This window comes from Micromonospora sp. KC207 (assembly GCF_004348615.1).
Lineage (GTDB): Bacteria > Actinomycetota > Actinomycetes > Mycobacteriales > Micromonosporaceae > Micromonospora.
The window spans coordinates 1-17,880 of the sequence record NZ_SMKJ01000127.1 but is presented as its reverse complement, the minus strand read 5'-3'; the positions used below and the strand labels follow the sequence as shown (position 1 = coordinate 17,880).

Genomic DNA, 17,880 nt, shown 5'->3' with positions numbered 1-17,880 from the left:
CTCCCTCCCCGCCCAGCCTCGAGCGGATGCCCGCGCCAGGTCGCCTAGATGGGGGTTCGGGTGCGGGCGGCGGGGAAGCGGTCCAGGGCGCCGGTGGTGGCCAGGGCACGGGTCAGCGCCCAGCCGCCCGCGCCCGCGATGATCGTGGCGCTGATCACGGTGATCAGGGCGTACGGGAGGCGGTAGCCGGTCAGGTCGTACTCGGCGTTCCAGACGAAGAAGTCGAACAGGGCGGCGCTGACACCGGTGAACGCCCCGGCGAGCAGCGCGGTCGGCAGCCGGAACGAGCGGTACCGGAACGCGGCGAACGCCAGCTCCGCGCCCAGGCCCTGGATCATGCCCTGCGGGATCACCGTGCCGGCCCACTGACTGCCCAGCAGGGCGGACAGGACGGCGGCGACGGTCTCGCAGTACAGGGCCGCGCCCGGCTTGCGGATCACCAGGCCGCCGAGCACGGCCGGCATCAGCCAGACGCCGTAGAGCAGGGTCTGCGCGGGCGGGAAGAACGCGAACGCCCCCTCGGTGGCGCTCCAGACCAGGCCCCAGGCCCAGAAGATGACGCCGAAGGCGACGGCGATCACCGAGGCGACCACGATGTCGATCGTGCGCCAGCGGTTGCTGTCGGTGTGGTTCATGGTGGCTCCCAGTCCTTGACGAACCAGGAGAAGACGCACGCCGTGTCCGGTGGAACCGGACGTCGACGCGGCTGGAGGTCGACCGAACTCCCTGCGCTGGCATTACCCAGATCAGGTTCGAGGGTCTGCGGGCGGTGCCCGCACTCTCAGCGCTGTGCGCTCCCCTGTCGGATGTGAAGTTGTCCCGTCGACGCTACACCCTGGAAGATCACCGGGCAAAAGGTCCTTTTCGCAGCTCACTCCGATCCAGACACCATCATCTTGGCGGAGTCCATCGACCCGGGCCGCTGGGCGCGGTAGTGTCGCGCCGCCGAATCCATCCGCCCCGAGGGAGCGTGACCGTGACATCGACGACGGACAGTTCCGTTCCGCCCGTCAGACCCGGCGGGGTAGCCGCCAGGGCACCGGCGGCGGACGGCGGGTCGGTGGACGTCCCGCCCGGGCCGGCCCCGGTGACGGGAGCGGCCGGCGGGGCCGCGCCGGACGTACCGGAGGGTAAGGCGGCGCCGGGCGGGCCGCGACGCTCCGTCGGCGGCTGGTTCGGCTCGGTCGAGGTGTTGGCCGCGCTGCTGGTCCTGCTGATCGTGTTCCGCGAGCAGCTTGCCGCCGCGCTGGCCGGGCCCCGGTTGCAGACCTGGACCACGGTCTTCGTCTCGGTGCTCGTGCAGGCGGTGCCGTTCCTGGTCTTCGGGGTGCTGCTCTCGGCGGTGATCGCGGTCTTCGTGCCGCGCTCGTTCTGGGCCCGGGCGCTGCCCCGGCATCCGGCCCTCGCGGTGCCGGTGGCCAGCGCCGCCGGTGTGGTGCTGCCAGGCTGCGAGTGCGGTGCGGTGCCGATCGCCGGCTCCCTGATCCGGCGCGGCGTCACCCCGGCGGCGGCCCTGGCGTTCCTGCTCGCCGCCCCGGCGGTCAACCCGATCGTGCTCGCCGCTACCGCCGTCGCCTTCCCGGGAGCACCGGAGATGGTGCTCGCTCGGGCGTTGGCCAGCCTGGTCGTCGCCATGATCATGGGATGGCTCTGGCTGCGGCTCGGCCGCGCCGACTGGATCCGGCTGCCGCACCGGCCCGAGCTGGAGGGCACGTCGCGGGGCGCGGCCTTCTGGGCGGCCATGCGGCACGACATCATTCACGCCGGCGGCTTCCTGGTCGTCGGCGCGATGGCCGCCGCCAGCATCAACGTGCTGGTGCCGGAGCGGTGGTTGCAGACCCTCGCCGACTCCCCGGTGTTGTCGGTGCTCGCCCTCGCCGTGCTCGCCGTGCTGCTGTCGCTCTGTTCGGAGGCCGACGCCTTCGTCGCGGCGTCGCTGTCGCAGTTCTCTCTCACCTCCCGTCTCGTCTTCCTGGTGGTTGGGCCGATGGTCGATCTCAAGCTGATCTCGATGCAGGCCGGCATCTTCGGTCGCCGGTTCGCGTTCCGGTTCGCCCCGGCGACCTTCGTGGTCGCCGTCGGGGTGGCCAGCCTCGCCGGGGCGGTGCTGCTGTGAACCGGCAGGCGCAGGCGGTCATGCTGCTGCTGCTCGGCGGCGCGGTGGTCCGGGCCAGCGTCACCGATCTCTACCTGCGGTACGTCAAGGAAGGGCTGCGGCCGTTCCTCATCGCCGCCGGGCTCGCGCTGATCGCCGCCGCGATCATGACCCTCTGGTACGACCTGCGGCCCGCGCCGGCTTCGGCCGACCCCGGTCACGGGCCCGACGACGACGGGCACGGCCACGCGGCCGACGACGACGGGCACGGTCACCACGAGCCGCGCGTCGGCTGGCTGCTCCTGCTGCCGGTGCTCGGGCTGCTGCTGGTCGCCCCGCCGGCCCTCGGCTCGTACGCGGTGGGCCAGGCCGGCACCGCGCTGGCCAGCAAGCAGCAGTCGGACTACCCGCCCCTGCCGCCGGGCGACCCGGCCCCGGTCACCGTCCTCGACTACGCCGCCCGGGCGCTGTTCGAGCGGGGTGAGTCGATCGGCGACCGGCGGGTCCGGCTCACCGGGTTCATCGCGCCCGGTCCTGACGGGCAGCCGATCCTGGCCCGCATGGTGCTCTCCTGCTGCGCCGCCGACGGCCGCCCGGTCAAGCTGGGGATGACCGGCGACGTGCCCGTCGGCCTGCCGCACGACACCTGGGTCGAGGTCACCGGCCGCTACAGCGACCGAATCGCGCGGGACCCGGTCAACGACGCCGAGATCCCGTACCTGGCCGTGGAGTCCTGGCGGGAGGTGCCCGCGCCGAGAAACCAGTACGAGTGAGCGCGGGCGCCCTGGGTAGGCTGCCGATCATGCAGGTCGACGCGCGAGGGCTGACGTTCGAGGTGCGCACCGGCGGTCCGGCCGACGGCGAGCCGGTGCTGCTGCTGCACGGCTTCCCGCAGCACAGCGGCGAGTGGGAAGGGGTGACCCCGGCGCTGCACGCCGCTGGGCTGCGCACGTACGCGCTCGACCAGCGCGGATACTCGCCTGGCGCCCGGCCGGCGGCGGTCGAGGCGTACCGGGTTCCCGAGCTGGTCGCCGACGCGGCGGCGGTGCTCGATGCGCTGGGCGTCGACGCGGCCCACGTGGTGGGGCACGACTGGGGCGCGATCGTCGCCTGGGCGCTCGCCGCCGCCCACCCCGACCGGGTGCGCACCCTCACCGCCGTGTCGGTCCCGCACCCCGCCGCGATGGCGCACGCGCTGGCCACCGACACCGAGCAGAAGGCCCGCTCGTCGTACATCGCCCTGTTCCGCAAGCCGGGCAAGGCCGAGAAGGTGCTGCTGGCGTTTCGGGCCGCCGCCCTGCGCCGGCTGCTCGGCGGCGTCGGCGACGCCGACCGGGTCGCCCGCTACGCCGAGCCGATGCGCGCCCAGGGCGCGCTGACCGCCGCCCTGAACTGGTACCGCGCGATGTCCCGGCGGGACCTCGCGGCGGTCGGTCCGGTGCCGGTGCCGACCACCTTCGTCTGGAGCGATCGGGACAAGGCGATCGGCCGTACCGCCGCCGAGGCGTGCGCCGCGCACGTCACCGGCGACTACCGCCGCGTCACGCTGGCCGGGGTGTCGCACTGGATCCCCGACGAGGCGCCCGGCCCGCTGGCCGAGGCGGTCCTGGCGCGCACGGCCACCGCCCGATGACCGCGACCGGGCCCGGCGCGACCCGGCCACACACCCGCGCGTCGCTCGCCGCGCAGCTCGCCGACCTGGGGGTACGCCCCGGCGGCATCGTGCTCGTGCACGCCGGGCTGAAGGCGCTCGGGTTCGTCTGCGGCGGCGCGCAGGCGGTGGCCCTCGCCCTGCGCGACGCGCTCGGCCCGCAGGGCACGATCGTGGTGCCCACCCACACACCGGAGAACAGCGACCCGGCCGGGTGGCGGAACCCGCCGGTGCCGGCGGACTGGTGGCCGGTGATCCGGGCCGAGACCCCCGCCTTCGACCCGGCGGTCACCCCGAGCCGGTTCATGGGGGCGCTGGCCGAGACAATCCGGTGCTGGCCGGGTGCCCGGCGCAGCGATCACCCGCAGGTCTCCTTCGCCGCCCTCGGGCCCGCCGCCGAGCGGGTCGTGACCGGGCATCCCCTGGCCGGCATGCTCGGTGCCGAGTCGCCGTTGGGCCGGCTGTACGACGCCGACGCCGACGTGCTGCTGCTCGGTGTCGGCCACGACTCGAACACGTCGCTGCACCTGGCCGAGTACCGGCAGGCCACCCCGCCGAGGCAGCGGGAGGGCGCGGCGGTGCCCATCCCGGACGGCGGGCGGCGTTGGGTGTGGTGGGACGACGTCGTGCTCGACGAGAGCGATTTCCCCCGGCTCGGGGCCGGCCTGGAGGCGACCGGGGCGGTGCGGGTCGGCCCGGTCGGCGAAGGGACGGGACGGTTGATGCGCCAGCGGGCGGCGGTCGACTTCGCGGTGGGGTGGCTGGCCCGCAACCGGCGGGCGGCGGACCCAGATCCACCGGCGGCGGACGGGAACCGGCGGATGGAGGACGCGTGACGCTCAGCGCCGAGAGCTACCTGGCGGTGGTGACGGAGACGATCGGGCAGGTGTCGGCCAGCCAGCGGGAGGCGGTGGGCCGTGCGGCCGAGCTGATCGCCGACGCGCTGCGCGCCGACGGGGTGGTCCACGCGTTCGGCACCGGCCACTCGGAGGCCCTCGCCATGGAGATCGCCGGCCGGGCCGGTGGCCTGGTGCCGACCAACCGGATCGCGCTGCGCGACGTGGTGCTGCACGGCGGGGCGCCGGCCGACGTCCTGGGCCCGCTGCTGGAGCGGGACCCGTCGGTGGCCCACCGCCTCTACGAGCTGGCCCCGGTCCAGCCGTCCGACGTGTTCGTGGTGGCCTCCAACTCCGGGGTCAACGGGGCGATCGTGGAGTTCGCGGCGCTGGTGACCGGGCGCGGGCACCGCCTGATCGCCATCACGTCGGCCCAGCACTCGGCGCGGATGACCTCCCGGCACCCGTCGGGGCGGAAGCTGGCCGACTTCGCCGACGTGGTGCTGGACAACGGGGCCCCGTACGGCGACGCGACCCTGCCGATGCCCGGTGGCGGCGCGGTCGGCGCGGTCTCCTCGATCACGGCGGCCCTGCTCGCGCAGCAGATCACGGTCGAGGTGGTGGCCCGGCTGCTCGCGGTGGGGGAACGGCCCCCGGTCTACCTGTCGGCCAACATCGCCGGCGGCGACGAGCACAACAAAGCCCTGGAGGCCCGGTACGCGGGCCGGATCCGTCGGGGCTCCTGACCGCGCGGGCATGGGCGTGAATCGGTTTCGCCGCCCGGGCGATCGGGCATTGGCGATGCTGTCGGCGGGCCGCACCCGCCGGCAGTACCGTCGCCCCGGAGGTAACACGTGTCGAAGGAAACCGAGAGGCAGCGCTGGCAGCGCAACTTCGCCGATCTGCTCCAGGAGTTGCGGGTCGCGCAGACTGGCGTGCAGATCCTCTTCGCGTTCCTGCTGACCCTGCCGTTCAGCAGCGGTTTCACCCGCACCAACGCCTTCCAGAAGGATGTCTACATCGTCTCGCTGCTGGCGGCTGCCGCCGCCACCGCGATGATCATTAGCCCGGTGGCCTTCCACCGGGCGTTGTTCCGCCAGGGGCGCAAGCCGGAGCTGGTCCGCTTTGCCCACCGGATGGCCAGCGGCGGGCTCGCGTTCATGCTCGTCTCGATGGTCAGCGCGGTCCTGCTGATCACCGACTTCGTGCTGGACCGGGGCATCGCCTTCGTGCTCACCGCGATCACCGCCGTCTGGTTCCTGACCCTCTGGGCCTTCCTGCCGTTCGCCCGCCGCAACTGGGGCGAGGACGACGTCGACGACGACGATGACGATCCGCAGGTGCTCGCCGGCGACTGACCCTCCGACCAGCGGCGACGCTGTCGGAAATCCGAGGTGCACGCGACGCTACCCCTGGGTAACAACCGGGGGTAGCGTTGTTTGTGTCGAGCACGTTGACGCATCCGGACCGAGGTTCGAGGAGGCCGCCGTGACCACGACCCAGAACAGCCGATCCGCGTCCGACCCGGTGGAAGGGGCCGGAGCCGGCCCGCTGCCGGCGCAGGGGAGCGCGGGCCCGGGAACCACCGGCCCGCTGCCGGCGGAGGCCGGGCAGGTGTCCGAGAAGGAGGCCCGGCAGGTCGCCGAGGCGGCCCGCGAGTCGGCCTGGGACCGGCCCAGCTTCGGCAAGGAGCTGTTCCTCGGGCGGTTCCGGCTCGACCTGGTCCACCCGTGGCCGCGAACCGACCCGGCCGAGGACGCCCGCGCCGAAAAGTTCCTGGCCCGGCTGCGCGGGTACCTCACCTCCGAGGTGGACGGCGCGGCGATCGAGCGGGACGCCCGCATCCCCGACGAGGTGTTCCGGGGACTGGCCCGGCTCGGCGCGTTCGGCATGAAGATCGACCGGGAGTACGGCGGGCTCGGGCTGAGCAACCTGCACTACTGCCGGGCGCTGATGCTGGCCGGCTCGGTCAGCCCCGCGATCGGGGCGTTGCTGTCGGCGCACCAGTCGATCGGCGTCCCGCAGCCGCTGAAGATGTTCGGCACCGGCGAGCAGAAGCGGAGCTTCCTGCCCCGGCTCGCCGCCGGTGAGGTGTCGGCGTTCCTGCTCACCGAGCCGGACGTCGGCTCCGACCCGGCACGGCTGGCCACCACCGCCGAGCCGACCGCCGACGGCACCGGGTACCGGCTCAACGGGGTCAAGCTCTGGGCCACCAACGGCACCGTGGCCACCCTGCTGGTGGTGATGGCCCGGGTGCCGGCGAGCGAGGGGCGGCGCGGTGGGATCACCGCGTTCGTCGTCGACGGCGACGCCGAGGGCATCACCGTGGAACGGCGCAACGAGTTCACCGGCCTGCGTGGCCTGGAGAACAGCCTCACCCGGTTCCACGACGTGTTCGTGCCGGCCGGAAACGTCATCGGCGGCGAGGGCAAGGGTCTCAAGATCGCCCTGACCACCCTCAACACGGGTCGGCTCTCGCTGCCGGCGATGTGCGTCGGTGCCGGGAAGTGGTCACTCAACGTGGCCCGGGAGTGGGCCGCCGACCGGGTCCAGTGGGGCCGGCCGGTGGGCGAGCACGAGGCCGTCGCCCAGAAGCTCGCCTTCGTCGCCGCCACCACGTACGGCATGGAGACGATGCTCGACCTGTGCTGCCTGCTCGCCGACGACGACCGCAACGACATCCGGATCGAGGCGGCCCTGGTCAAGCTGTACGCCAGCGAGATGGCCTGGAGGATCGGCGACGAGCTGATCCAGATCCGGGGTGGGCGCGGCTACGAGACCGCCGACTCCCTGGCCGCCCGGGGCGAGCGCCCGGCAGCGGTCGAGCAGCTCCTGCGGGACCTGCGGATCAACCGGATCTTCGAGGGCTCCACCGAGATCATGCACCTGCTGATCGCCCGCGAGGCGGTCGACGCCCACCTCTCCGTCGCCGGGGACCTCATCGACCCCGACGCGGGGCTCGGCCGCAAGGCCAGGGCCGGCGCGCGGGCCGGCGCGTTCTACGCGAGGTGGCTGCCCACCCTCGCCGTCGGCCGGGGTCAGATCCCGAAGGCGTACGCGGAGTTCGGCCCGCTCGCCGGGCACCTGCGCCAGGTCGAGCGGTACAGCCGCAAGCTGGCCCGGTCGACGTTCTACGCGATGTCGCGGTGGCAGGGGAAGATGGAGCGTAAGCAGGCGTTCCTCGGCCGGGTGGTGGACATCGGCGCGGAGCTGTTCGCGATGAGCGCCGTCTGCGTACGGGCGTACGCGGAGAAGGACGCCCGCCCGGAGCATGTCGAGCTGGCCGACCTGTTCTGCCGTCAGGCCCGGCTGCGGGTCGACGCCCTGTTCGCCGGCCTGTGGGCGAACACCGACTCGGTCGACGTGGCGGCGGCGAGGCGGATCCTCGCCGGCCGGTACGCCGCCCTGGAGGACGGGGTGATCACCCCACCCACCGGGCTGCCCTGGGTGGCCCGCTGGACGCCCGGCCCGTCCACCGCCGAGGACGTCCGCCGCCGCATCCCCCACGAGTGAAAGGAAGGGCCCCCTGTTAACGCTTTCTGCATAGCAAGGGGCCCCTGTTAACCACCGGGCCGGCCAGCTCGTCAGCGGGCGATCGCCCAGGCCAGCACGGCCGCCAGAATGAGGCCGTTGAGCAGCGCCAGCACCAGGTACGCCTGCGGCGGGATCCTGCGCCCCCGACGGACGAAACTGACCAGCGCGGCGGCGTACGCCAGCAGCAGCACGGCGACGACGATCAAGAAGTACAGCACCGCCCCACCCTAGACGAGCGGCTGCCGGGCCTGTCGGCCGTCGTCGACGAACGTGTCCAGCCGTTGATCGGCGCGGCGCCGGTGGTGCGGATCGCGACGTCGCCCTCGAAGCCGCCCTGCCACTGCCCGTTGGCCACGTACCCGACGGCCGGTCGCCGCCCGCGCGGCCCGCTCAGCGGCCGGTTCGCAGGCCGAGCCGGCGCAGCTCCAGCGCGGCGAGCGCGTCCACGGTCGCGTCGTCGCCGCGCCGCCACGCCTCGGCCACGTCCGGGGCGATCCGGGCCAGCTTCCCCAGCGGCTGATTGGCCAGCGCCCGCAGGGCCAGCAGGTCCCGCCCGGCGGGGGCCGTGGCCAGCGCCTTCGTCGAGGCGGCCCGGCGCATCCAGCGCAGCCGCAGCGGCAGCCAGCCGAACAGCACCAGGGCGAGGGGGAGGACCAGCACCGCGATACTGAGCGCCAGGGCGAGCTGGCCGACGAGTTCCTGCTGGTCGCGGCCTGCCTCGGCGACGGTTCGCGCGGCGTCGGCGGCCTTCGTGAAGGGCGCGGTCAGCTCCTCGCCGACCAGCGGCACCCGACCCACCTTGCCGCCGGCGTCGGCCAGGCTGTCGGCCAGGCCGCCGCCGGCCCCTTCCAGCTTCCGACCGGGTACGGCGAGCTTCTGCACCAGGTCGTGCACCCAGAGCGCGGAGCGGATCGTGGCGTAGACCAAGGCGAGGACGAGCAGGTCGGTGAGCAACTGACGGCAAACTGTCGGGAAGCGATCGGCGTAGATCTTCACGCCGCACAGCGTGCCACGGCCGGACCGGACCGGCACGGGTCGGTATTGTCAGCCGGCGCAGGCCGGGCAGGTGCCGAAGATCTCCAGGGTGTGGCTGACGTCGGCGTACCCGTGCTGCGCCGCCACCCGCTCCGCCCAGGTCTCCACGGTCGGCCCCGCGACCTCGACGGTGCGCCCGCAGACCCGGCAGACCAGATGGTGGTGGTGACCCTCGCTGCACCGCCGGTAGAGGTGCTCGCCGCCCGGCGGGCGCATCACGTCGATCTCGCCCGCGTCGGCCAGCCCCTGCAGGGTGCGGTAGACGGTGGTCAGCCCCACCCGCTCGCCGCGCTCGCGGAGCATCGCGTGCAGGTCCTGTGCGCTGTGGAAGCCCTCCACCTCGGCGAGCAGCGCGCTGACCGCGGAGCGTTGCCTGGTGTTCCGGACGGCGGTGCTGCTCTCGGTCATGATGCCTCCCCAGCGTGGCTTACCGCGTCGGCCACGATGTGCGCGACGTGTCCGTCGACCAACGCGTACGCGATCTCGCGACCACGCCGGGAGCCCCGGACCACGCCTGCCCCGCGCAGCACCCGCAGGTGCTGGGAAACCAGTGGCTGGGCGGCCCCGAGCTTCTCCACCAGCTCGTGCACGCACCGTTCACCCTGCGCCAGTTCGCTCACGATCGCCAGTCGGATGGGTGCCGCGAGCGCGCGCAGCAACTCACCGGCGCCCTCGTAGGCCTCGTACCCTGATCCGCTGGTCACTCCATAACGGTAACCAATCCCGCCGACACGCCGAGGAGCAGGCTCAACGCAGCACCACCTCGTGGGGTTCCGGGGCCGGTGCGCCGGACTCCGCGCGCCCTCGGCGCAGCGCCCGCCAGGCCGCCGCGACGACCGCCACCACGAGGAAGGAGGCGATCGCCAGCAGCACCACGGACGCGCCGGGCGCGGTGTCGGCGTTGGCGGCCACCCAGACCCCGGCGCCGGCGGCGAACAGCCCGAGCGCCATCGCCGCCGTCATCGTGGCCCGGAACCCCCGGGTGACCTGCTGGGCGGTGGCCACCGGGACCACCATCAGCGCGCTGATCAGCAGCACCCCGACGGCCCGCATGGCGATCGTCACGGTGACCGCGGTGCCGACCGCGAGCAGCAGGTTCAGCGCCCGCACCGGCAGGCCGGCGACCCGGGCGTACTCCTCGTCGTGGCAGACCGCGAACAGCGCCGGGCGCAGCGCCAGCATGGTGACCAGGAGCACCACGCCGAGCACCACGATCGTGACCAGGTCCTGCGGCGAGATGGTGGTCAGCGACCCGAACAGGTACGCGTTGAGGTTCGCGCTGGTGGCGTCGGAAAGCCCCACCAGCATCACCCCGCCGGCGATGCCGCCGTAGAACAGCAGCGCCAGCGCGAGGTCGCCGGAGGTGCGGCCCCGGGCCCGGACCAGCTCGATGGCGACCGCGCCGAGCGTCGCCACGACCACCGCCACCAGCACGGGGGAGCGATTGAGCAGCAGCCCCGCGCCGACCCCGGTGAGCGCCACGTGCCCGACCCCGTCGCCGATCAGCGCCAGCCGGCGCTGCACCAGGTAGATGCCGAGCGCCGGGGCGGCCAGGCCGATGACCAGCGCGCCGATGAGGGCGCGCTGCATGTACGGGTACTGGAAAAGCTCCATGCTCAACTGCTCCACAGCCCTACGGGCTCGTTGGGTCCGTGCGGGTGCACGTGGTCGTGGTCGGGGTCGGCGTGGTGGCCGGCCGGTTCGGGGACCGCGCCGTCGTGCGCGATCCCGCCGTGGTGCACCACCACGGCCCGGCTGATCAGCGGCCGCAGCGGTCCCAATTCGTGGGCCACCAGCAGCACCGTCCCGCCGTCGTCGAGGAAGCCGCGCAGCGCCCCGGCGAACGCCTCCTGGCTGGCCGCGTCGACCCCGGCGGTCGGCTCGTCCAGGACCAGCAACTCCGGCTCGCCAGCCAGCGCCCGGGCGATCAGGGTGCGCTGCTGTTGGCCGCCAGAGAGGGTGGCCACCGGGTCGCTGGCCCGGTCGGCCAGGCCCACCGACACCAGTGCGGCGTCGACCGCGACCCGGTCGGCGCGCCCTGGTGGGCGAAGCACGCCCCGGCGGGCCAGCCGGCCGGAGGCAACCACCTCGCGGACCGTGGCGGGAACCCCGCCGCCCGCGCCGAGCCGCTGCGGGACGTACCCGATGCGCCCCCACTGCCGGAACCGGCGCAGCGGGGTGCCGAAGAGCGCCACGGACCCGGCGTGCAGCGGGACCAGCCCGAGCACCGCGCGGATCAGGGTGGACTTGCCGGAGCCGTTGGCGCCGAGCACGGCGACGACCTCGCCGGCGTCGACGGCGAGGGAGACGTCCCGCAGCACGGGGCGGCCGTCGTAGCCGACCACCCCGTGCGCGACGGTGATGACAGATTCGGTCACGAGCAGCTCAACGCCGTCCTCAGCGTCTGCAGGTTGGTACGCATCACCGAAAGGTAGTCCTGTCCGTTGCCGTCGGCCGTCAGCCCCTCCAGCGGGTCGAGCACCGCGGTCTTCGCGCCGACCTCGCGGGCGATGGTCTCGGCGACCTTCGGGCTGACGAGAGTCTCGAAGAAGATCGTGGTGGCACCGTGCTCGCGGGCCTCCTTCGTGACCTCGGCGAGGCGCTGCGGGGAGGGCTCGTTCTCCGGGGTGAGCCCGGCGATGCCGACCTGTTCGAGCTGGTAGCGCTCGGCCAGGTAGCCGAACGCGGTGTGGCTCACCACGATCTCCCGCCGCTGGCAGGTCTTGAGCCCGGCGGCGAACTCGGCGTCCAGCTTCTCCAGGTCGGCGCGGAGGGTCTTCGCCCGCGCGGTGTAGTCGGCGGCGCGCTCCGGGTCGGCCTTGCCGAGCCGCTCGGCGAGCTGGTCGGCGACGCCGGCCAGCCGGGTCGGGTCGAGCCAGAGGTGCGGGTCCTTGCCGCCGGTGGCCTCCTCGGCATGCTCCTCCTCGCCCTCGCCCTCGTGCTCATGCCCACCGGCGCTCGCGGCCAGCAGCGGCTGCACCCCGGCCACGTCGAAGGCCCGGTCGCCGCCGCTCTGCGCGATCGCCTCGTCCACGGCCGGCTGGAAGCCCTTGAGGTAGACGACCAGCTCGGCCTGGTTCACCTCGCCGACCTGGCTCGGGGTGAGTTCCAGGTCGTGCGGCTCGGCGCCGGGCTTGGTCAGGTTGGTCACCCGGACCGCGTCGCCGCCGACCCGCTCGGCGACGAACTGGAGTGGGTAGAAGGCGGCGGCCACGTCGATCCGCTGCGGGTCGGCACTGGTCGCGGCGCTGTCGGAGCAGGCGGACACTGCACCGAGGGCGACCAGGGCGGTCGCGGTGGCCAGGACACGTGCGGTGGGGTGGCGGAGCATCATGGCCCCAACTCTCCGCGACAACGAAATTGATTGTCAAAAACGCATCCTTGCATGAGAGTGGCGTTTCTGCTACGGCCGCCCTGATGGCTGCCTCTTCGGGTGCATCGGCGGCCGCCCCTCGGGTGCGGTCAGAGGAGCTTCGCCAGTGCCACGGTCACCAGCAGGGTGAGCATCACCAGCCGGATCACCCGGGTGGCCGGGGACTGCACCGGCCAGGTGGTGAGCAGCAGCGCCACTCCGGCGGCGGCGAGCGCCAGCAGCAGCGCCCCGCCGACCACCCCGGGGGCGAACAGCCCCACCAGCACCAGCACCAGGGTGACCAGGAAGATCGTCGTCGGGTTCGCCCGGGCCAGCCGGACCGGCAGGGTGCGCTGCGTACGCTGCATCCCACAGACTCTACGAGGAGGACCCGGGTGCTGGTCACCAACAGGTTCGTGGTCGACGAGGACGTCGCCCCCGCCTTCACCGAACGCGCGCACGCCGCGCTCGCCGCGCTCGCCGCCCGCCCCGGCTACCTGCGCGGGGAGCTGCTGCGGGCGCTGGACGACCCGCGCCACTGGTGCCTGCTCACCGAGTGGGAGTCCGTCGGGACGTACCGGCGGGCGCTCGGCGGGTTCGACGTGAAGGTGCACGCCACGCCGCTGCTGGCCGAGTCCCTGGACGAGCCGTCCGCGTACGAGACGCTGGCCGGCGCGGCCCCCGGCGGCACCGTCGAGGTCAACCCCAGTGATCGGGCCGCTGATCCGCTGCGCTGAGCCGGCGGGCACTACCCTGCACCTATGACCGCACCCGGACCGTCCGGTCCACCCCTGTACCCCGTGGCGCCCGCGCCCGCCGGCCCGCCGGGCCCCGGCGTGCCGCCGACGCCTCCGGAGCCGGAGGTGCCCACGCCCCCGGCGGGCCCCGGGGTGGTCCCGCCGTTCGCCGCGCCCCCGACCGAGGGGTGGAGCGCCCGCCTGTGGCTCGGCCTCGGCGCCGGGGCGGTCGCCGTGCTGATCTGCTGCGGCGGGGGCGGGACGGCCGTGGTGGGTCTCGCGGTCAGCAACGTGCAGGCAATACGCGAGCAGGGCCGCTCGGTGACCGACGACTACTACGAGGGGTTGGTCGAGCGCAGGTACGAGCAGTCGTACGACGCGCTCTGCGACGACGCGCAGCGACGCGAGTCCCGGCAGGAGTTCGAGCGCCGCGTCTCCGCCGAGCCGCAGATCGACTCGTACCGGGTGGGCGACGTCGACACCACGAACCTCACCGTGCCGGTCTCGGTCACCTTCAGCGGGGGCGACCGGGGCGACCAGGAGGTCACCCTCGCCGCCGACGGGCAGACCGGCGCCATGGAGGTCTGCGGGGTGAGCTGACCGCCGCCCCCGGTATTCTCCTGGGCTCGGGGCCGCTGCGGTCGTACCGTGGGTCCCGAGCTCGACCGTTCCATCCACTTCGCGCCCCCGCCGACCGCCAGCCGGCGTAGGAGGAAACATGCCAGCCGACCGTATCGACGCCGTCGTCAGCCTCGCAAAGCGCCGAGGCTTCGTCTTCCCCTCCAGTGAGATCTACGGGGGCACCCGGTCGGCGTGGGACTACGGTCCGCTCGGCGTGGAGCTGAAGGAGAACGTCCGCCGGCAGTGGTGGCGGACCATGGTCCAGCAGCGCGACGACGTCGTCGGCCTGGACTCGGCGGTCATCCTGGCCCGCAAGGTCTGGGAGGCCAGCGGCCACATCGCCGAGTTCGTCGACCCGCTGACCGAGTGCCAGTCCTGCCACAAGCGGTTCCGCGCCGACCATTTGGAGGAGGCGTACGAGGCCAAGCACGGCAAGCCGCTGACCTCGCTGACGGAGCTGAACTGCCCGAACTGCGGCAACAAGGGCACCTTCACCGAGCCGAAGATGTTCAACGGCCTGATGAAGACCTACCTCGGCCCGGTGGAGAGCGACGAGGGCCTGCACTACCTGCGCCCGGAGACCGCCCAGGGCATCTTCGTCAACTACAAGAACGTGGAGACGGTCGCCCGCAAGAAGCCGCCGTTCGGCATCGCGCAGACCGGCAAGTCGTTCCGCAACGAGATCACCCCGGGCAACTTCATCTTCCGCACCCGGGAGTTCGAGCAGATGGAGATGGAGTTCTTCGTCGAGCCCGGCTCCGACGAGCAGTGGCACGAGTACTGGCTCTCCGAGCGCTGGAACTGGTACCTCGACCTCGGCCTGTCCGAGGAGAACCTGCGCTTCTACGAGCACCCCAAGGAGAAGCTCTCCCACTACTCGAAGCGCACGGTCGACATCGAGTACCGGTTCCAGTTCGGCGGCAACGAGTTCGCCGAGCTGGAGGGCATCGCCAACCGCACCGACTTCGACCTGTCCACGCACAGCAAGCACTCCGGTGTCGACCTGTCGTACTTCGACCAGGCCAAGGGCGAGCGCTGGATGCCGTACGTGATCGAGCCGGCCGCCGGCCTCACCCGCGCGGTGCTCGCGTTCCTGCTTGAGGCGTACGACGAGGACGAGGCCCCGAACACCAAGGGCGGGGTGGACAAGCGCACCGTCATGCGCTTCGACCCGCGCCTGGCCCCGGTGAAGGTGGCTGTGCTGCCGCTGTCCCGCAACGAGGCGCTCTCGCCGAAGGCCAAGCAGCTCGCCGCCGACCTGCGCAAGCGCTGGGTGGTGGAGTTCGACGACTCGCAGGCCATCGGCCGCCGCTACCGCCGCCAGGACGAGATCGGCACCCCGTTCTGCGTGACTGTCGACTTCGACACCCTCGACGACGACGCGGTGACCGTGCGGAACCGGGACACCATGGCCCAGGAGCGCATCGGTCTGGACCAGGTGGAGCGCTACCTGATCGAGCGCCTCCCCGGCTGCTGAAAGGTGTAAGGAAGGGCCCCTTCTTGACGTTTCCGGTAGAGAAGGGGCCCCTTCTCACCGCCCCCGGTGAGCGGGCCCTCGCCGGCGTGCGGGCCCGGCTGCGGGCGAGGCGCCTCCTCGGGGCGGGGCTCCACCCCCCCCCGCACCCGGGTCGTGGCGCCGACACCGCGCCGCGACTCGTATGTGTCCTCTACCGTGCGGCGCACGCGGTCCGGGTCCCGGCGGATCTGCGCGGGCGTGAAGTGCAGGATCAGCACCCCGTGCCGGCTCAGCTCGTTGTGCCGGTCCAGCGTCCGCGCCCAGTCGCCCGGGCTGAAGTGGAACTCCTGCGAGTCCACTCCAGGGCCACCGCCGCGTCGGCCAAATAGCCGTCCGGGGTGGGCAGCGTCGCGCCGTCCCCGCTGACCAGGCGCGGGTTCCACCGGATCTCCGGCACCACCCGGCTGCCGGCCAGGCATTCCCGCAGCTCGGCCTCCGGTGCCGACCGGGTGCCGTCGACGACCTCCGCGAACGCCCTGCGGACCAGCGACGTCCGGCTGCGCCGCGCCCGGCGGATCTCCTCGTCCAGCGCGGGCAGGTCGGCGTACCCCCGTTGCACGGCCTCGGCGACGATCGCACGGACCGGGCGAAGCTTGCGCAGGCCCCGGGCCGCGTCGACCACGGCGCGGGCGGGCGAACACACGGGGTGGAGCGCCGTCTGCCGGGCCCGATCGTCGAGCGCCAGCGCCCGAGCGATCACCGCGTGCCCGCACGAGCGGCGTCGCGCGTGGTGCGGCACGATCAGGTGTACGTCGTCGCTGCGCGGGGGGCCCTTCCTTACACTTGGCGGGTGAGTGGGAGCGGAAGGCGCGGGAGTGAACCGGGCGGCGGGCTGCGCATCGGGCGGCACGAGGTGTGGCCGCCGGTGGTGCTCGCCCCGATGGCCGGGATCACCAACGTCGGGTTCCGCCGGCTCTGCCGGGAGCAGGGCGGCGGCATCTACGTCTGCGAGATGATCACTACGGTCGCGCTGGTCGAGCGGAACCCGAAGACGCTGCGCATGATCGCCTTCGGTGACGACGAGCGGCCGCGCAGCCTCCAGCTCTACGGCACCGACCCCGAGATCACCGCCGCCGCCGTGCGGATCGTGGTCGATAAGGACCTCGCCGACCACATCGACCTGAACTTCGGCTGTCCCGTCCCCAAGGTCACCCGCAAGGGCGGCGGGTCGGCCCTGCCGTGGCGGCGCCGGCTCTTCGCCCGGCTGGTGCGGGCCGCCGTGGACGCCGCGTCGCCCGCCGGGGTGCCGGTCACCGTGAAGATGCGCAAGGGCATCGACGACGACCACCTGACGTACGTCGAGGCGGGGCTCGCCGCCCAGGACGCCGGCGTCGCGGCGGTCGCCCTGCACGGGCGTACGGCCGCGCAACGCTACTCGGGCACCGCCGACTGGGACGCCATCGCCACCCTCAAGCAGTCGCTCGACGTGCCAGTGCTCGGCAACGGCGACATCTGGGAGGCCGACGACGCGCTGCGCATGGTCGCCCACACCGGGGTCGACGGCGTGGTGATCGGGCGCGGCTGCCTGGGGCGGCCGTGGCTCTTCGCCGATCTGGAGGCCGCGTTCGAGGGCCGGCCCGAGCGGCGGCTGCCCACGCTCGGCGAGGTGGCGGCGACCATGCGCCGGCACGCGGAGCTGCTGGTCGACCAGTTCACGGCGGGGGCGCGCAACCCGGCCCGGGGCGAGCGGGACGGCTGCACGGACTTCCGCAAGCACGTCGCCTGGTACCTCAAGGGCTTCCCGGTCGGCAGCGAGCTGCGCCGCGAGCTGGCGATGATCGACAGCCTGGCCCAGCTCGACGACCTGCTCGGCAAGCTCGACCCGGCCGAGCCGTTCCCGGTGGCGACGCTGGGCCAGCCGCGCGGCCGGACGAACTCGCCCGGCAAGGTCTTCCTCCCCGACGGCTGGCTGGCCAGCCGGGACGACGACACCGTCCCGGAGGGTGCCGAACTGGCCGACTCCGGCGGCTGACCGCCCGCCGCCAGCGGGCCCGGCGACGGGTGCCCCGCTGCCACGGCGAAGGGCCCGACCCCTACCGGGGTCGGGCCCTTCGTGTCTGGTGGTCAGGAGGCGTAGCCGCGGCTGGCGATCCAGTGGGCCAGGACGTCGGTGTCCATGCGGTAGCTGGCCTGGTCCGGGTTGGCGGAGTCGGCGATCGTCACGGTCTTGCCGCCCTCGTGGTAGCCGACGACGCTGATGTAGTGGCCGCCGGCGAAGGAGTGGCTGACGCCGTCGGTGTCGGTGGCGGTGCCGGCGATGTTGGCCACCACGGCCCGGCCGTCGTCGACCGCGCGGACGACATCGGCGCGCAGCTTGTCGACGTGCTTGCCGTCGACCTTGTCGGCCGGGATCTCCGTGCTGTGGTAGGCCTTGCGGCCGGTCTCCTTGTTCAGCACGGGGGTGATGTCGTTGATGGAGTTGGTGCCGGCCTCGGTGGTGCCCATCTGCTTGGCCATGGTGTCGACGTCGATGTTCTTGCCCTGCACGCTCAGGGCGTTGCGG

At 73.2% G+C, this 17,880-nt stretch carries 22 protein-coding genes and 1 riboswitch; of the genes, 11 read left to right on the top strand and 11 right to left on the bottom strand.

Annotated features, from left to right (window positions below; genetic code table 11):
* Positions 1-44: 44 nt before the first annotated feature.
* Positions 45-635, bottom strand: a complete 591-nt coding sequence (locus E1258_RS17435; RefSeq protein WP_007072460.1) for an ECF transporter S component — start codon at positions 633-635, stop codon at positions 45-47.
* 70 nt (positions 636-705) lie between these two features.
* Positions 706-811, bottom strand: a riboswitch (TPP riboswitch).
* 165 nt (positions 812-976) lie between these two features.
* Here E1258_RS17435 and E1258_RS17430 point away from each other — a divergent pair.
* From E1258_RS17430 to E1258_RS17400, 7 genes are all read left to right on the top strand, one after another.
* Positions 977-2,116 carry a permease gene (locus E1258_RS17430; protein ID WP_243715513.1) on the top strand — a complete coding sequence of 380 codons (1,140 nt, stop codon included), beginning with the start codon at positions 977-979 and terminating at the stop codon, positions 2,114-2,116.
* Positions 2,113-2,868: a TIGR03943 family protein gene (locus tag E1258_RS17425; RefSeq protein WP_132402206.1), complete on the top strand. Its 756-nt coding sequence runs from the start codon at positions 2,113-2,115 to the stop codon at positions 2,866-2,868. Before E1258_RS17430 ends, E1258_RS17425 begins: the two co-directional genes overlap by 4 nt.
* A 29-nt stretch (positions 2,869-2,897) precedes the next feature.
* Positions 2,898-3,728 carry an alpha/beta fold hydrolase gene (locus E1258_RS17420; protein WP_132402203.1) on the top strand — a complete coding sequence of 277 codons (831 nt, stop codon included), beginning with the start codon at positions 2,898-2,900 and terminating at the stop codon, positions 3,726-3,728.
* Positions 3,725-4,582: an aminoglycoside N(3)-acetyltransferase gene (locus E1258_RS17415; RefSeq protein ID WP_132402199.1), complete on the top strand. Its 858-nt coding sequence runs from the start codon at positions 3,725-3,727 to the stop codon at positions 4,580-4,582. Before E1258_RS17420 ends, E1258_RS17415 begins: the two co-directional genes overlap by 4 nt.
* Positions 4,579-5,328: a sugar isomerase domain-containing protein gene (locus tag E1258_RS17410; RefSeq protein ID WP_132402196.1), complete on the top strand. Its 750-nt coding sequence runs from the start codon at positions 4,579-4,581 to the stop codon at positions 5,326-5,328. Before E1258_RS17415 ends, E1258_RS17410 begins: the two co-directional genes overlap by 4 nt.
* Before the next feature lie 108 nt (positions 5,329-5,436).
* Positions 5,437-5,940, top strand: a complete 504-nt coding sequence (locus E1258_RS17405) for a DUF6328 family protein (protein ID WP_132402193.1) — start codon at positions 5,437-5,439, stop codon at positions 5,938-5,940.
* A gap of 130 nt (positions 5,941-6,070) precedes the next feature.
* Complete coding sequence (locus tag E1258_RS17400; protein WP_371688633.1) at positions 6,071-8,095, top strand: acyl-CoA dehydrogenase family protein; 2,025 nt, start codon at positions 6,071-6,073, stop codon at positions 8,093-8,095.
* A 71-nt stretch (positions 8,096-8,166) separates the two neighbouring features.
* On the opposite strand, the gene E1258_RS33390 is transcribed toward E1258_RS17400, so the two are convergent.
* From E1258_RS33390 to E1258_RS17365, 8 genes are all read right to left on the bottom strand, one after another.
* Positions 8,167-8,334, bottom strand: a complete 168-nt coding sequence (locus E1258_RS33390; protein ID WP_007072453.1) for a hypothetical protein — start codon at positions 8,332-8,334, stop codon at positions 8,167-8,169.
* 172 nt (positions 8,335-8,506) lie between these two features.
* Complete coding sequence (locus E1258_RS17395) at positions 8,507-9,112, bottom strand: hypothetical protein (protein WP_132402190.1); 606 nt, start codon at positions 9,110-9,112, stop codon at positions 8,507-8,509.
* 48 nt (positions 9,113-9,160) lie between these two features.
* Positions 9,161-9,559 carry a Fur family transcriptional regulator gene (locus tag E1258_RS17390; protein WP_007072451.1) on the bottom strand — a complete coding sequence of 133 codons (399 nt, stop codon included), beginning with the start codon at positions 9,557-9,559 and terminating at the stop codon, positions 9,161-9,163.
* On the bottom strand, positions 9,556-9,855 hold the full coding sequence (locus E1258_RS17385; RefSeq protein WP_007072450.1) for a metalloregulator ArsR/SmtB family transcription factor: 300 nt from the start codon (positions 9,853-9,855) through the stop codon (positions 9,556-9,558). The genes E1258_RS17390 and E1258_RS17385 overlap by 4 nt, the downstream gene beginning before the upstream one ends.
* Positions 9,856-9,898: 43 nt before the next feature.
* Complete coding sequence (locus E1258_RS17380) at positions 9,899-10,765, bottom strand: metal ABC transporter permease (RefSeq protein ID WP_132402188.1); 867 nt, start codon at positions 10,763-10,765, stop codon at positions 9,899-9,901.
* 2 nt (positions 10,766-10,767) lie between these two features.
* Complete coding sequence (locus E1258_RS17375; protein WP_132402185.1) at positions 10,768-11,529, bottom strand: metal ABC transporter ATP-binding protein; 762 nt, start codon at positions 11,527-11,529, stop codon at positions 10,768-10,770.
* A complete protein-coding gene (locus tag E1258_RS17370; protein ID WP_132402182.1) occupies positions 11,526-12,485 on the bottom strand; it encodes a metal ABC transporter substrate-binding protein in 960 nt (319 codons plus the stop codon). The genes E1258_RS17375 and E1258_RS17370 overlap by 4 nt, the downstream gene beginning before the upstream one ends.
* Before the next feature lie 128 nt (positions 12,486-12,613).
* Positions 12,614-12,871: a DUF6703 family protein gene (locus E1258_RS17365; RefSeq protein WP_132402179.1), complete on the bottom strand. Its 258-nt coding sequence runs from the start codon at positions 12,869-12,871 to the stop codon at positions 12,614-12,616.
* Between the two features lie 27 nt (positions 12,872-12,898).
* On the opposite strand from E1258_RS17365, the gene E1258_RS17360 reads away from it, so the two are divergent.
* From E1258_RS17360 to E1258_RS17350, 3 genes are all read left to right on the top strand, one after another.
* Positions 12,899-13,240, top strand: coding sequence for an antibiotic biosynthesis monooxygenase (locus tag E1258_RS17360; RefSeq protein ID WP_132402176.1), 342 nt, complete (start codon positions 12,899-12,901; stop codon positions 13,238-13,240).
* A 126-nt stretch (positions 13,241-13,366) separates the two neighbouring features.
* Entirely contained in the window at positions 13,367-13,840 is a 474-nt protein-coding gene (locus E1258_RS17355; RefSeq protein WP_132402212.1) for a hypothetical protein, read from the top strand.
* Between the two features lie 118 nt (positions 13,841-13,958).
* The gene (locus E1258_RS17350) at positions 13,959-15,338 is read left to right on the top strand and encodes a glycine--tRNA ligase (RefSeq protein WP_132402173.1); all 1,380 of its coding nucleotides are present in this window, start codon (positions 13,959-13,961) and stop codon (positions 15,336-15,338) included.
* A 268-nt stretch (positions 15,339-15,606) separates the two neighbouring features.
* Here E1258_RS17350 and E1258_RS17345 read toward each other — a convergent pair whose 3' ends face one another.
* On the bottom strand, positions 15,607-16,077 hold the full coding sequence (locus tag E1258_RS17345; protein ID WP_243715512.1) for a hypothetical protein: 471 nt from the start codon (positions 16,075-16,077) through the stop codon (positions 15,607-15,609).
* Between the two features lie 90 nt (positions 16,078-16,167).
* Here E1258_RS17345 and dusB point away from each other — a divergent pair, with 90 nt between their 5' ends.
* The gene (gene dusB / locus E1258_RS17340; protein WP_371688632.1) at positions 16,168-17,349 is read left to right on the top strand and encodes a tRNA dihydrouridine synthase DusB; all 1,182 of its coding nucleotides are present in this window, start codon (positions 16,168-16,170) and stop codon (positions 17,347-17,349) included.
* Positions 17,350-17,441: 92 nt separating this feature from the next.
* On the opposite strand, the gene E1258_RS17335 is transcribed toward dusB, so the two are convergent.
* Positions 17,442-17,880: C39 family peptidase (locus E1258_RS17335; protein WP_132402170.1), on the bottom strand; the 439-nt coding region annotated here is incomplete at its 5' end.